12 protein-coding genes are annotated in these 13,752 nt (G+C 62.8%); 3 read left to right on the top strand and 9 right to left on the bottom strand.

The genetic code is table 11. From position 1 onward, the window contains the following. Window positions 1-345: 345 nt before the first annotated feature. The 7 genes from M3A49_RS40620 to M3A49_RS40590 form a co-directional block, all read right to left on the bottom strand. Window positions 346-1,383 (bottom strand): zinc-dependent alcohol dehydrogenase family protein, encoded by a 1,038-nt coding sequence (locus M3A49_RS40620; RefSeq protein WP_266233794.1) that lies wholly within the window; start codon window positions 1,381-1,383, stop codon window positions 346-348. Window positions 1,384-1,634: 251 nt separating this feature from the next. Beyond that, window positions 1,635-2,726, bottom strand: a complete 1,092-nt coding sequence (locus tag M3A49_RS40615) for a porin (protein ID WP_266233795.1) — start codon at window positions 2,724-2,726, stop codon at window positions 1,635-1,637. An 87-nt stretch (window positions 2,727-2,813) separates the two neighbouring features. Further along, on the bottom strand, window positions 2,814-3,356 hold the full coding sequence (locus M3A49_RS40610) for a hypothetical protein (RefSeq protein WP_028207888.1): 543 nt from the start codon (window positions 3,354-3,356) through the stop codon (window positions 2,814-2,816). A gap of 306 nt (window positions 3,357-3,662) precedes the next feature. Further along, on the bottom strand, window positions 3,663-6,716 hold the full coding sequence (locus M3A49_RS40605) for an efflux RND transporter permease subunit (RefSeq protein ID WP_266233793.1): 3,054 nt from the start codon (window positions 6,714-6,716) through the stop codon (window positions 3,663-3,665). After that, window positions 6,713-7,852, bottom strand: coding sequence for an efflux RND transporter periplasmic adaptor subunit (locus tag M3A49_RS40600; RefSeq protein ID WP_266233792.1), 1,140 nt, complete (start codon window positions 7,850-7,852; stop codon window positions 6,713-6,715). The genes M3A49_RS40605 and M3A49_RS40600 overlap by 4 nt, the downstream gene beginning before the upstream one ends. Window positions 7,853-7,857: 5 nt before the next feature. Continuing rightward, window positions 7,858-9,330 carry a TolC family protein gene (locus tag M3A49_RS40595; protein WP_266233791.1) on the bottom strand — a complete coding sequence of 491 codons (1,473 nt, stop codon included), beginning with the start codon at window positions 9,328-9,330 and terminating at the stop codon, window positions 7,858-7,860. Window positions 9,331-9,483: 153 nt separating this feature from the next. After that, window positions 9,484-10,398, bottom strand: coding sequence for a class I SAM-dependent methyltransferase (locus M3A49_RS40590; protein WP_266233790.1), 915 nt, complete (start codon window positions 10,396-10,398; stop codon window positions 9,484-9,486). 406 nt (window positions 10,399-10,804) lie between these two features. On the opposite strand from M3A49_RS40590, the gene M3A49_RS40585 reads away from it, so the two are divergent. Continuing rightward, on the top strand, window positions 10,805-11,101 hold the full coding sequence (locus M3A49_RS40585; RefSeq protein ID WP_266233789.1) for a hypothetical protein: 297 nt from the start codon (window positions 10,805-10,807) through the stop codon (window positions 11,099-11,101). A gap of 452 nt (window positions 11,102-11,553) precedes the next feature. Continuing rightward, on the top strand, window positions 11,554-12,186 hold the full coding sequence (locus M3A49_RS40580; protein ID WP_266233788.1) for a class I SAM-dependent methyltransferase: 633 nt from the start codon (window positions 11,554-11,556) through the stop codon (window positions 12,184-12,186). A gap of 27 nt (window positions 12,187-12,213) precedes the next feature. Here M3A49_RS40580 and M3A49_RS40575 read toward each other — a convergent pair whose 3' ends face one another. Beyond that, window positions 12,214-12,438: a hypothetical protein gene (locus tag M3A49_RS40575; protein WP_266233787.1), complete on the bottom strand. Its 225-nt coding sequence runs from the start codon at window positions 12,436-12,438 to the stop codon at window positions 12,214-12,216. Between the two features lie 417 nt (window positions 12,439-12,855). Between M3A49_RS40575 and M3A49_RS42565 the strand changes: the two genes are divergently transcribed. After that, complete coding sequence (locus M3A49_RS42565) at window positions 12,856-13,089, top strand: hypothetical protein (RefSeq protein WP_323183565.1); 234 nt, start codon at window positions 12,856-12,858, stop codon at window positions 13,087-13,089. 90 nt (window positions 13,090-13,179) lie between these two features. On the opposite strand, the gene M3A49_RS40565 is transcribed toward M3A49_RS42565, so the two are convergent. Next, on the bottom strand, window positions 13,180-13,752 hold a 573-nt coding region (locus M3A49_RS40565), incomplete at its 5' end, for a 4Fe-4S dicluster domain-containing protein (RefSeq protein ID WP_266233786.1).

Genomic DNA, 13,752 nt, shown 5'->3' with positions numbered 1-13,752 from the left:
CTGACAGTTTGGCGCGGCGGATTTTATCAACCACGTCCCACTGGCGGATGTAGAGCGCCATGGCGCGCTCACTGGAACAGAAGGCGGGAGCGACGGCATGCACCCATGCCGTGATATCGTCAGACGTTATAATCACGTCGCCAAACAAATCGAGCATGGTAAATGCATGTATTACGGCCCGCCGTAAGATTCTGAAATGGCGGGCCGAAGAAAGACAGAATCAACAGGCAGGAAATAATCAAGCGGCGATGCGCCGCGCATCATTGGCGGCGGGCCTAACAATTTTACATAAGATAAATTATCGACGTTTTTTCGATGTTCGCAAACATCAGTAATCAGTAAGCATCACATCTCGACAATGACTTTCAACGCCTGCGTGCTGGCCGCCTGCGAGAACGTCTCATACGCCTTGGGCATGTTGTCGAACGCAAACCGATGCGTGATCAGCCGGTTCGGATCGATCCGTCCGGCGCGCACGGTTTTGAGCAACATGGGTGTGCTCACCGTGTCGACGAGACGCGTCGTGATCGCCACGTTGCGGTCCCAGAGCTTGTCGAGGAAAAGCGACGCCGGCACGCCGTGCACGCCGATGTTCGCAATCACGCCGCCCGGCGCCACGATCTGCTGGCATAGTTCAAACGTCGCAGGCACGCCAACGGCCTCCATCGCGCAATCCACGCCCACGCCATCCGTGAGCTTCATCACCGCATCCACGGCATCGCCCGTGCGCGGATCGATGCACGCCGTCGCGCCGAATTTCTTCGCGCATTCCAGACGATTGGGGTCCATATCGATCATGATGATCTGCGCGGGTGAATAAAACTGCGCGGTCAGGAGCGCGGCCAGCCCGATCGGCCCGGAGCCCACAATGGCCACCGTGCTGCCGGGCTCGACCTTGCCGTTGAGCACGCCGCATTCGAAGCCCGTCGGCAAGATGTCCGAGAGCATCACGAGCGCGGCCTCGTCGAGGCCGTCGGGAATCCGGTACAGGCTCGTTTGCGCGTGCGGCGTACGCACGTATTCGGCCTGCGTGCCGTCGATGCGATTACCGAGAATCCAGCCGCCCGTCTTGCAGTGCGAATACATGCCGCGCCGGCAGTACTCGCATTGTCCGCAACTCGAGATGCACGAGACGAGCACGTGATCACCGACTTTCAGCGTCGAGACGCCACTGCCGATTTCGTGAACGACGCCCACGCCTTCGTGGCCGAGAATGCGGCCCGGCTCGCAACTCGGCACGTCGCCCTTGAGAATGTGGAGATCGGTGCCGCAGATCGTCGTCTTCGAGATCTTGACGACGGCGTCGCCGGGTCCTTGCAAGGCGGGCATTGGCCGCGTTTCGAGTGCGAACTTGCCCGGACCGTTGTAGACCAGTGCTTTCATGGTTCCTCCATCGACAACCGGAAATGTGCCGGCTCGCCGGGCGCCCTCCTTTCAGTCAACGGGCGCGCGGCGAGTCCGTCTTCCTCTGCAAGGTTTGCATATTTCGATACACGGTGAGCCACCGTGAACGGATTCGAAATAGCGACGACGTCGCCCGTGCAGTCATGATCGTAGTCCAATGTCCGATGGCTACGAAGTGATGGCGTGGAGGTTCATGCGTTAAGCATGACTTTCTTGTGCTCGCTCAAACGCTAGAACAGATGCCGGATACCGACCTGCACCCCGAATTCGCTCTGACCGGGTCCCGGCGTCAGGAACGAACCCGTCGTAATGCTGGCGCCCGCCATCTTGAACTGGGCGGTGCCGTAGTTCTTCAATTCGGAAACCGTGCCGTAAAGCCGCGTGCCCTTCGAGAGATCGTAGTTGACGATCGCCCCATACTGCAGGGCGTCGTTGCCGAGATGCGTGCTGTCCTTGGTGTAGGCGGCGCCGGCACCCACGCTGAAGAACGGCGTGAAGCGGTAGTCGGCCGAAAGCGAATACGTGCTGTGCCAGTCACCTGCCGTATTGCCGACCGGCCCGACCGTCGGATCGTATTTGCCCGCCGGGTTGCTGAGCGCATTGCCCGTGGTCGCGGAAATGACGTCGTTGGCGCGGAAATAGCCGACGTAGATGCGCCCCCACCCGTAGTCCAGATTGCCGCCCGCCATGAATTCCTGCACACGGTTGGACGCTGTCGCATTTGCCGCGTTCAAATAGGCAAGCGCGAGATAAACCGGGCCCTGGGTGGTCTGCACCCCGGCCTGATACACGGCGTTGCCCGCGAGCGTGCCCGGCTGGCCGCCCACCGAATAATGCAGCTCGACCTGGGTCCCCACGAACTTGGGCGAGATCCACGCAATATCGTTGTCGACGCGCGCCAGCCAGTTCGCGAAATTGTTGTAGCCCGAGGCGTAGGTCGCCGCGCTGAAGGCGTCCATATTGCCGCTCCAGGCGAACATCGGCGTGTTCTGCCGGCCGAAGCGCACCTCGCCGAAGCCACCGCCCACACCGACCCACGCCTGGCGATCGAAGAACCGATAGCTGTTCTGCAACTTGCCCGTACCCGGATCGAAGCCGCTCTCCAGCGCGAAGTTCACGCGGTATCCGCCGCCTATGTCCTCCGTGCCGCGCAAGCCCCAACGGCTCGTCATCAAGCCGTTATTGCCGAGCACGGCGAGCGACGTGGTCTTGCCGCCGACTTTCGTGTTCTGGTAGCCGGCGAACACGTCCAGCACGCCATAAAGCGTCACCGACGATTGCGCCATTGCCGGCGTACTGGCGATGACAGCCGCAGTGGCCACCGACAAGCTAAGGAATCCTTTATTTAACGACATCGTCACTTTCCCCTGTTGTTGACTTCTTGATAGTTCGGCGCTGAGCTGAGGGTTTCAGCGTGCGCGGTCGGTCGCAAGCATGCGCTTGACCACGAGTGCGAGCGGCACGGTGAAGCAAAAGTGCGACATGAAACCGCCGATGATGACGACCGGGTCGTAGTAATTCGGATGGTTGTCGGATGCGATGCTGATCGCCACATGCATGACGATCCAGGCCAGGATCGCGTAAAAGAGCGCGACGAACGTGGCCTCGTAGCCACGGCGGCGGAAATACGGCCAGACCGCGGCGAACAGCACGCCCCACGCAATGGCGAAGAAGAAATGAATAGCAGTCCCGAGGAAATACGCCCAGATGCCGAGCGAGTCCTGTACGCCTTTGCCGAACACGAGGCCGGTCGCGTTGCGGGGAATGCCCGCAAGCGGCATGAGATGCTGGGCGCCGACCCAGATGAGCGCCTCGTAAATCCAGATGATCACCGCGCCCGTCAAGCCGCCGGCTATGCCGGCGCGCAAGATAGCGCCGAGCGTCGGCTTGCCGTCGATTGCCGTTTTCGTTCCTTGATACCCGCCTTCACCTACGCTTGCATTGCCGCTCATCGCCGTCTCCTCCTGTCGTACTGCACGAAATGTTTTTCGCCAAGATAGAAACGGTGCTAACGGAAAACTACATCGGGTTAACGGCAGGCAAGAGGCGTTCCGTGGGCAAGAAAGCGCGCGCAAGGCACGTCCGTGGCTCGCGATGAGCCGCGCGGCGCCAAGCTGGACAAGGCTTGGCGCGATTCATCGGTGCACGGTGGGGGGCTGGCAGACCGGCTTGCAGACCCGGTCGCCGATAAGAGAAATCGATACGGCGGAAACGACTTCGCAACGCCAGGTCTGCAAACGCGCTCCATCTGCCGCCACTCACCTACCCCCTTTTATCCGCAGCAGGAGGCGCAGCAGCACAGGCAGCACCAGCAGCACGAGCGGCATCTGCACGATCAAGCCCGAGATGATCGCGACGGCGAGCGGTTGCTGCATTGCGGAACCCTGGCCGAGCGCGAAGGCAAGCGGCAGCAGCGCGAGAATGGCTGCGATGGTCGTCATCGCGATGGGCCGCAGGCGATTGCGGCCCGCGGCCTGCAACGCCTCCTCGAGCGGCACGCCCTCGTCGCGTACGAGCCCCTGGAACTCGGAAACGTAGAAGATCGCGACCTCCGTCACGATACCGACGATCATCGTCATGCCCATCATCGCGGAGATGTTGAGCTCGATCCCCGTCACCCACAGCCCGATGAAAACAGCGCCCGTGGCGAGCAGCGGCATCGCCATCACGGCGAGCGCCACGCGAAAGCGCTCGTAGAGGAATAGCAGCAGGCCGAACACCAGCGCCACGGCCGCGCCGAACACCGCGAGCAGTCCCTTGAAGGCGATCTGCTGTTGCTGGTACAAGCCGCCAAGTTCGTAGTAGACGCCCGTCGGCAGGAGCGCGGGATCGGCAAGCGCGCGCTGCACGTCGGCGATCGTCGAGCCGAGGTCCCGCCCATCGATGCGCGCCGTCACCGCCACCATGCGCTTGAGGTTGTCGCGACTGATCTCGGGTTGCCCGCTCACGTGCACTGGGTCGGCAACGCGCGAAAGCGCGAATACGTGCCCATCCGGTGCGCGCAACGGCAGGCGAGCGAGTTCGGTGTCCGTCATTTGCAGCGCGCCTTGCGCACGCACGCGCACGCCGACCGTCTTCGGGCCGTTCTGGAACTGCGTGGCCACGTTGCCGTCCAGCAGGTCCGAGACCTGCTGCGCGATTGCCTGCGGGTCCATGCCCTCGGCAGCCGCGGCGTCGGGGCGTATGCGCAGATCGATGGCGTCGCCGGCAGGATTGATGCCGTCGTTCACATCGACGATGCCGCTGATCTTGCCAATGCGTGCGGCCACACGTTGGGCGGTCGTGTCGAGCACATGAGAGTCGTCCGAGTAGATCTTGATCTGCACGGGCTGCGGAACCGCCGTGAGGTCGCCGATCAGGTCCTCCATCAACTGCGCAAGCTCGACGCTCACACCCGGCACGTTCGTTTCGATCTGCGAACGGATCTCCTCCATCACCGTGTCGATCGGTTCGCGGCTACCCGACTTCAGGCGCACAAAGAAGTCCCCCTTGTTCGGCTCGTTCAGGTCGCCGCCAAGTCCGGCACCGGTGCGGCGTGAATACGTCGCCACATTCGGGTTCGCGCGAATGATCGCTTCGATTTGTTGCATCAGGCGATCGGTTTCGGTGATCGACGTGCCCGGCTGCGTGTGATAGTCGAGCACGAAACCGCCCTCGTCCATCGAAGGCATGAAGCCGCTCCCGACGCGCGTGAACGCGAGCGCCGAAAGCAGCGCAAGCGGAACCACGAGCGCGAGCACCCACAGGGGCCGCGCGCTCACGCGCGAGACGAGCCGCGCATAGGTGCAGTTGAGCCATGCGGCGAAGCGCGTTTCGCGATGCTCCTCGGCATCTTTCGCCGTGAGCCAGCGGTCGCAGAGAATCGGGATCGCGAGCCACGTGACGAGGAACGATATAAAGAGTGCGCTCGCCATCGTCACGGAAAGCGCCTTGAAGAACGCGCCCGTTACGCCCGAGAGAAACGCCAGCGGCACGAAGATGATGAGCGTTGCCGCGGAAGAGCCGGCGAGCGGCCGCGTGAATTCGAGCGCCGCGCTCATCACGCGGCCATGAAACGCATGCGCGCCGGCTTCGCGCATGCGCCGCGCGATGTGCTCGATCATCACGATGGCATCGTCGATCACGAGGCCCACCGCCGCCGCCATCCCGCCGAGCGTCATGATGTTGAAGCCCATGCCGAACACGTCGAGCAGCAGAATGGTCGCGGCCATTACGACGGGCACGAGCGCCACCGCGATGAGCGTGATCTTCGTGTTGCGCAGAAATACGAAAAGAGTGAGCGCTGCGAGCACCACGCCGATCATGATGGCATCGCGCACGCTGGTGGCCGAGGCGATCACGAGCTCGCTCTGGTCATACCAGTTCGAGAGCGTCACGCCGTGCGGCATCTGCGGGCCAAAGTCCTTCAGGCGTGCGCGTATCGCCTGCGCCATCGCCACGCTGTTCGCGCCGGGCTGCTGGTAGACGTTGATCAGCACTGCGTCCTGACCATCGGCGGTCACACGGATCCATTGCGGCACGGTCCCCTGGGTGACGGTGGCCACATCGCGCAGGCGGATCTGCGTCGCGCCCGCGGAAGAGACGACCACGTTTTTCAGCGTATCGAGCCCGCTGAAAGCCGAATTCGCCACGACGAGATAGAGCTTGTCGTGGTCCTCGATGCGCCCGGTGGCCATCAGCACGTTGCCCGCGCCGATCGCGCGCGAGACATCGGCGACCGAAAGCTTGTACGTCGCGAGGCGCGCGGGATCGACGGCAACTTCGAGCTCGTTGCGCGCCCCACCCGTCACGTCCACGCGCGCCACGCCCGCAACGGAGGAAAGCAGCGGACGCAACTGGAACTGGGCGAGGTCGTAGAGTTGCGAGAGCGACATGCGCGACGACGTCAGGCTGTACGCGAGTACCGGAAACACCGTGGGGTCCATCCGGCGCACCTGCATGGTGGTGCCGGGCGGCAGCGTCGCGAGGATCTCGGCGATGGCCGACTGCGCCTGCAACGTGGCTTGCGCCATGTCTGTGCCCCAGTCGAAATTCAGGGAGATTTCCGCCGCGCCCCGGCTCGTGCGGGATTCCACGTCGCGCACGTTCGGCACGCGCCGCAACGCTTCTTCCACCGGCATGGTGACGAGCGTCGCCATCTGTTCGGCCGGACGGTCGCCCGCGTCGAGCGAAATCACGGCGCGCGGAAAGGAAACGTTGGGAAAGAGCGAGATCGGCAGACGCAACGCGGTGAGCGCACCGGCAAGCGCGGCAAGCGCGATCACGAACAGCAGCGAACGGCGATGGCGCTGCATCCACTGGCTGAACGTCATCGCGCGCCGCCTTGCGCCACGCGCACGGCCATGCCGTCTTCGAGTTCGTAGTTGCCGACGACGACGAGCGGCCGCGAGGCGTCGAGCGCGCCATCCACACCGTACGTATCGCCATGCTCGACTTTCACCTTCACGTCGACGCGGTGCGCCTTGTTGTTCGGCGCGATTTGAAACACATAGTTGCCCTTCGCGTCCTGGAGTACCGAGGCGCGCGGCACGTTCCACCACGTGCCGGTCTGCGTGTCGATGTCGGCCCGCACGCGCGTTCCTGGCAGGAAGGCAGCGCCCGCGAGCGGCACGCTCGCACTCACGTTCACGAGCTGGCTCTGCGCGTCGATGGCTGCGCCGACGAGCACGATGCGCCCCTGCGCACGCTGCGACCCGAGCGAGGCGGACAGCGGGCGCAGCACGACACGATCTCCGGCGCGCAGCGCGAGCGCGTCGGCGGGCTCGACGCCCAGCGAAATGTTCGCGGCATTGCCCGCTGCACCGTTGGATGCCACGAGTTGGGCGAGCGCCGTGCCCGCCTGGATCCGGTCGCCAGGTACCGCGGCAAGCTGCGCGATGACGCCGGCCACCGGTGCCGTGATCGTTTTCGAACCCGGTGCAATACCCGTCGCTTGTTGCGCAGCGAGCGCCTGCTGTGCGTCGTCAAGCGCTTTTTGCGCCGCGGCGAGCTGCGATTGCGTGGCGAGACCGTCGTGAAAGAGCGAGCCGGTGCGCGCGAGTTCGCCGCGTGCGAGCGTCGCTGCGCTTTGTGCCTGCGTATAGGCGATCACGGCGTTCGGATCGGCTTGCACGACGAAGAGCGCGGCGCCCTGCGCGACGGTCTGGCCGGGCTGGACGAGCACGCGCGTGACGCGTGCGAGATACGGCAGGCTGATGGTCGTTGCGTTCGAGGCCGCAGACGCAACCGCGCCATACGCGACGACAGTTTGGGCGACCGGCTGGCGCACCACGTGCACGACCTGCACGGCGGCGGATGGCGCAGGCGTGCTGCCCGAAGCGCCGGCGTCATCGGCGCGCGCTGCATGCGGCGCGAAAAGCGTTGCACCAGCGGCGAGTGCGGCCGCCGCGCCGAGTGCGTAGACGGCGACACGCGTGCGCGTGCCGGAAAGAAAGCGGTGCTCAGTCATGGAGATCAACGTGCAACGATGGTATTGGAGGGCGCGCTTTCAGCAGTGGCGCCTCGCGCGGGCGGAGTCTGATCAGGATCGGGAATCGCGCTGCCGAGCAGCGCCTGGAGGCCAATGCGCTGCTCCGCTAGCGCTTCGCGCGCGGTGGCGGCATCGATGTGGCGCGCGAGCGCTGCGCTTTGCGCGTCGACGTACTGGCCGAGCACGATGTTGCGCGCCGCGTAGGCGTCGCGCGCCTGCGCGGCGGCACGCTCGAGCCCAGGCAGCGCAGCGTCATCCTGATCGAGTTGATGCGCGGCGATCTCGCTGTCGGAACGCAGGTGGGCGATATCGGCGTAAGCCGCGTTCAGGCGTGTCTGGTATTCGTCAGCGAGACGCCGTCGCGTGGCCTGCTCGATGGCGATATTGCCGCGATTGCGGTTGAAGACCGGCAGCGTGAGGTTGATCGCGAAACCGCTCGTGTAGATTTCCGAAGTGTCGCGCTGGCGCGTAAAGCCCACCGAAAGACTGGGGAACTGGTTGAGGATCGCGGCGCGGTATTTCTGCTCCTGCGCCTCGTAGCCTGCCTGCAGCGCGATCAGATCGGGACGGCGCTGCGCCAGCTTCGCAACGGCGGCGTCGAGCGTGCTATCGGGCATCGGCGTGACTGCCGTGTCGCCTGTGAGTGCGAGCGTCGTGTCGGGCGCGAGGCCGAGCAGCGCATTGAGGTCATGGTGCGTCTGCTCGCGCGCGTGCTGCATGTCGGTGTATTGCTTGCGGGCGTCTTCGTAGGCGGTGAGCGACGCGGTGACGCTGTCCGCCGTGACGTTGTGCTCGCTTGCCGCGTGTGCGGTGCGCTCATAACGCATGCGGGCCAGCGCCGTCTGCTGCTCGAGCAGCGGCAACACCTCATCCTGAAAGCGCGCTCTCACATACAGTTGCTTCGCTTGCGCAACAACCTGCCACTCCTGCCAGAGCAGACCGAGGTCGGTCTTGCGAACCGTGGCGTTGGCGGACTTCGTGTTCGCGCCACGTGTGACAATCGCCATCACGTCCATGCTCAGGCCGTAGCTGAACGCGCGCGACAACCCAACAGCGCCGGGATAGTCGCTGGAGATGCTTACTTGGGGATCCGGCAGGAGTCCCGCCGAAAACGCCTGCGCTTGCGCAATGCCGAGATCGTCGCGGGCAAGTTTCAGGTCGGGATTGTTGACGACGGCCAGCATCGCGACGTCCTCGATATCGAAGCCGTTCGATGGATCGAAGCGATGCGCTGCAAGCTCGGGCAACGGCATTTTCGCGGGATCGATCTGCACCCGCGCGAGCGCATCCTGCGTTGTTAACGAAGGACCCGTAGCCAATGGCTGCGCCTTGTAGCTTGCGCAACCGGCAAGCAGTGCGGTGCCCGAGACAACGGCGACGAGCGTGGCACGCGCGCGATGCGGGATGTTGAAGTGAAAGACGCGCGGATACATCGCGCGAGACTGCGGGCTGGACAATATGGACTCCTCGAGCCAATCCCGCGCAGCATGAATGCGCGAGCATGGACCTGAACGCAAACGCCACACGTTGGTAGCGTTGCGGCAGGCATGCGGCACATTCTGCAGGGTTAACGCTTATGCAATCCTTAAGCAGGCGTCCGTGTCCAATCGCTACGGCCGCTTCGCCGTCAGATAGGCGATGCGCTCAGCGCCGAGTTGCGCTCCGCTTTCGAAAATCGCCCGCATCCTGACTTCCAGATATGCGCGCTCATCGCGGGTAAATTCTTTTTCGAAAACCTCTTCCAGGCTGGGCGCCAACGGGTGGGGCGAGGTACGAAGAAACGTTTCCCAAGGCAGGCTGTCTTCTGTTCGCACTTCGATGTGCAATTCCAGATGAATGTCAGTGAAGCCCGCGTCGATCGCGAAGCGCACGAGGTCGCGCTCACCATAGTTCGTGATGGGCAGCGAGCGCGCCTTCTCCTCCGTGTCGGGGAACTGCGCCGCCCGGCATCGGAGCAACAAGGGGAAGAAGGGATCTTCCGTGTTGAACGCACGGGAATCGACCAGTTGCTTGAGCATGCAAACCTCAAGCGCTTCGTCGCGCAAAATCGGCTCGGCGATGGCGAAGCGGCCACCCGGTTTGAGGATGCGGTAGAGCTCTCGCATTGCGGCGGGCTTGTCTTCCACATACGCCAGAACTGCGCGCATCGTGGCGGCATTGACCGCTTCATTGGCGATGCCTTCCAGATTCTCGGCGCAGCCGTGTATGAATGCACACTGCCCGCTCACACCCAGGCTTCGGGCGCTCTCTTCCGTGTGCCGTAGCAACGGAGCCGAAATATCGGTCATGAGCACCCGGATCGAGGCGCCGGCCCGTTCAATCGCGCGAAACCCGACCAGACCATCACCCGTGCCGATGTCGGCCAATGTCATGCCAGGGCGAAGGCGGACGTAATCCAGCACACGATCTGCGTATTTTGTGATCTCGGCACGGACATTGTGCTCATGGGCGCGATCGTCGCCATGACGCTGCCGGAGGATCCATGTGGACCAGTTGTCCTGAGTTACGTCGTTCGTGAGTGGCAACAAAATGGATTTCCAGGGGAAACTTGAGAGACTTGCAGGATGGTATCTTTGAATTCTGATGAACTCCTTATCTAAACCCTATTCCCGACGTGGAACCCTATTTTTGCGATGCCAAAGGTACGCCTTTGGGCCTGAATAAAAGTGGCTTTCATTCCAGAACACACTGTCAGCGATTTCAATGGGCAGACGCGCCACGGCACCGGGCGTCAGAAAACTCGGACCTGATCAGCTTTTAAAGCACATCGTCGGACCATTATGAACGGCACTGGCGCAAATCGAACCGCAGCTTATGCGAGCCTTAAGTTGATTCGTTTTCAGAGAATAAATACTTCTTAAGTATTTGGAAGGTGCTCCGATAAACCGGGCGCAGTTCTCGGTTTTTTCTCTCTTTATTGGAGACCTTCTGATGACAATCCAGGCAGTTTCTAGCCAACCCGCTGCTGCAACCGCAGCGAATACCGGCGCACAGAACCAGCAGGCGACTGCCGCTACGCAACCGGCCAGCAAGACGCAGGCACAGTCCAGTACGACGACACAGGCTTCGACGTCGTCGGCTTCGTATGCCGTCACGATCAGCAATGCCGCACGCGCTGCATTGGCCGAAGCCACCGAAACATCGGTGCAGACCGCGCAGGAAGCCAACCGCGGAGATCGGCAGGCTCAACGCCTGCTTTCGAAGGAGCAGGCCAATAAGCTGGGGTAAGGCGCAGGGCGTGCGATAGGTGTGGTCCGGCGCCGGTTTCGCACGCCCTACCCTTCAAAAATCGGGGCCGGAGAAATCGGCCTTTACTCCGGCGTGCTTGATCCGCTTGCAAGTTGCGCGAAAACCGCGACGTGCAAGCCACCCGCTTTTCGGCACGACCGCCCGACGCGCTCCAAGTGCGTCTGAAAAACCACGCCGATAAGATAACTTTTCTTATCACAATGGCATGATTTAAGCACAAAACTATCCACTCCAAAAACGCGCCGCAGGCGGCCATCACTTCGGCTCGGATTCCCTCACATCGACCGCACGACTCGCACGCTGGGTCCTGAGCGCCGTGCAGACCTATTTTTAGTGACAATATGTGAGAGCGTCCTCGCGCTGCCCAAGGAAGCGAGCGCGTAAACGCTTTCGGACATCGAGCTTTACGAGTAACGAGGCAGGAGGGTTTTATGCAGTCGCGGGATCACTGGAATCGCGTCTACACGACAAAGACGCCGACCCACGTAAGCTGGTTTCAGGAGCATGCCCTCCAGTCGGTGGCGCTCATTCGTCAGACGGGCTTGTCGAAGAACGCGGCCATCATCGACGTGGGCGGCGGGGCCTCGACGCTCGTCGACGACCTCGTGGCGGACGACTATCGCAACGTCACGGTGCTGGACCTTTCCGACGCCGCGCTCGCCGCCGCCCGCATGCGCCTGGAAACGCGAGTGGGCGAACGCGCAAGCCGCGTTTCGTGGATCGTGGGCGACATCACGCAAATCGAACTGCCCGTGCGGGCTTACGACGTTTGGCACGACCGCGCCGTGTTTCATTTCCTGACGAGCCACGAAGACCGGGAAGCCTATGTGAACGCCGTGCTGCGCGCCGTGAAACCGGGCGGCATCGTGATCGTGGCGACATTCGCCGAGGACGGCCCCGACCATTGCAGCGGGCTGCCCGTCATGCGCTATAGCGCCGATGCGTTGCACGCCGAATTTGGCGCGCCCTTCACGCTGCTCAAACAGGAGCGCGAGGAACATCACACGCCGGGGGGCGCCACGCAGAAGTTCATCTACTGCATGTGCCGTAAAGAGACTTCGTGAACGTGCTTGTCGTTGATGCGCGCCGTTTCAGGGTGCGAACGCGAGTGCGGCGTCTTCCGGAAGATTTTCGAGCGCGCGGCTGCCATCGCGCAGCGCTTCGCTCTCGCCGTTGAAGGTCGTTTCGCTGTATGCGATGAGCTTGAAGCCGCTACCCGCGCTGCGAGGGATGGTGATGCCCCAATGCCACCCTCCTTCCTGTTCGAAGACGTGCAGCTTCAGAGATGCATGCAATGTGTTTGATCGAGTCGTCATGTCACGCCCTCCTTTGCGAAAGCGTCGAGGTAGCCGGCAGACATTGATCAGTGTAGGCATCATTTTGTTGCGGCGCAATAAATATCGACGTTGAGTGGCGATGCTACGCGATCGCGCGTCGTCATCCGGCAACAAAGCGAAACAGGCCGCAACGAGAAGCAACAAGCGGAAACAAAAGTAAACAAGCGTGCAGCAGCGCAGCGCTGTGCCGCAGGGTCACGCGCTCTGCCCCTTCAAAAGGAGGTTGCCACGCATCTCGTAACACGTCTCGGTCTATCCGATCGAGCCCGACACGGACCCGATGGCCCCAGTGGCACACCTCGTTTGACAAGCTGCAACGCGAAGTGCCCGACGACGTGCTCGTGCTCCCCTCGCATAACGACTGCTTTTACGGGGCTGCACGCGCGCATCGAGCGTTTGCGCCAGGGGCAGGACAAGAGCCTCGCGCGCCTGCGCGCCACGCTCGCCGAACCGCGCCGCACCGTGGATGTGTTCGGTGCGCGGTTCGTGCGGCGTATCGGCGAAGACGATCTCGGGCAGGTGAGCCTCGCAACCGGCGAGAGCCTGGCGCGCCTGAACTACCTGCTATATCGCGGCGAGGTGAAACGCGAGCTGCGCGACGATGGCATTTACTGGTATTCGCGGACGTAAAAAATGGCAGGGAAGGCGCACTACGCCTCGCCTGCGACAAGCCGTATCGACGGCACGCACCGGAAAACCCGGAAAATCTCCCGTCGGTGCTTACATGTTCGGATAGTTCGGGCCGCCGCCACCTTCGGGCGTGACCCACACGATGTTCTGCGTCGGGTCCTTGATATCGCAGGTCTTGCAGTGCACGCAGTTCTGCGCGTTGATCTGCAGGCGGTCGCTGCCGTCGTCGTTCTTCATGAACTCGTACACCGCGGCCGGGCAGAAGCGCGCTTCGGGGCCCGCGTAGGTGCGCAGGTTCACGTTCACGGGCACGCTCGCGTCCTTGAGCGTCAGGTGCGCAGGCTGGTTCTCTTCGTGGTTCGTGTTCGAGATGAACACCGAGGAGAGCCGGTCGAACGTGAGCTTGCCGTCGGGCTTCGGATACTCGATCGGCTTGCACTGCGAAGCGGGCTTGAGCATCTCGTGGTCGCGATGCTGGTGATGCAGCGTCCACGGCACATTGCCGCCCAGCAGCTTCTGCTCGATGCCCACCATCAGCGTGCCCAGGTACAGACCCTTGCTCATCCACTGCTTGAAGTTGCGCGCCCTGTACAGCTCCGTGTAAAGCCACGACTGCCTGAACGCTTCCGGGTAAGCCGCGAGTTCATCGCTCTGGCGGCCTGC

The organism is Paraburkholderia sp. CNPSo 3076 (genome assembly GCF_026343935.1).
GTDB lineage: Bacteria > Pseudomonadota > Gammaproteobacteria > Burkholderiales > Burkholderiaceae > Paraburkholderia > Paraburkholderia nodosa.
This window is presented reverse-complemented; position numbering and strand designations above follow the sequence as displayed.

Coding starts and splice junctions, on each gene's coding strand:
- M3A49_RS40605 (WP_266233793.1), bottom strand. CDS start 6,716: ATGACGTTCAGCCAGTGGATGCAGCGCCATCGCCGTTCGCTGCTGTTC.
- M3A49_RS40575 (WP_266233787.1), bottom strand. CDS start 12,438: ATGACGACTCGATCAAACACATTGCATGCATCTCTGAAGCTGCACGTC.
- M3A49_RS40610 (WP_028207888.1), bottom strand. CDS start 3,356: ATGAGCGGCAATGCAAGCGTAGGTGAAGGCGGGTATCAAGGAACGAAA.
- M3A49_RS40620 (WP_266233794.1), bottom strand. CDS start 1,383: ATGAAAGCACTGGTCTACAACGGTCCGGGCAAGTTCGCACTCGAAACG.
- M3A49_RS40585 (WP_266233789.1), top strand. CDS start 10,805: ATGACAATCCAGGCAGTTTCTAGCCAACCCGCTGCTGCAACCGCAGCG.
- M3A49_RS40580 (WP_266233788.1), top strand. CDS start 11,554: ATGCAGTCGCGGGATCACTGGAATCGCGTCTACACGACAAAGACGCCG.
- M3A49_RS40600 (WP_266233792.1), bottom strand. CDS start 7,852: ATGACTGAGCACCGCTTTCTTTCCGGCACGCGCACGCGTGTCGCCGTC.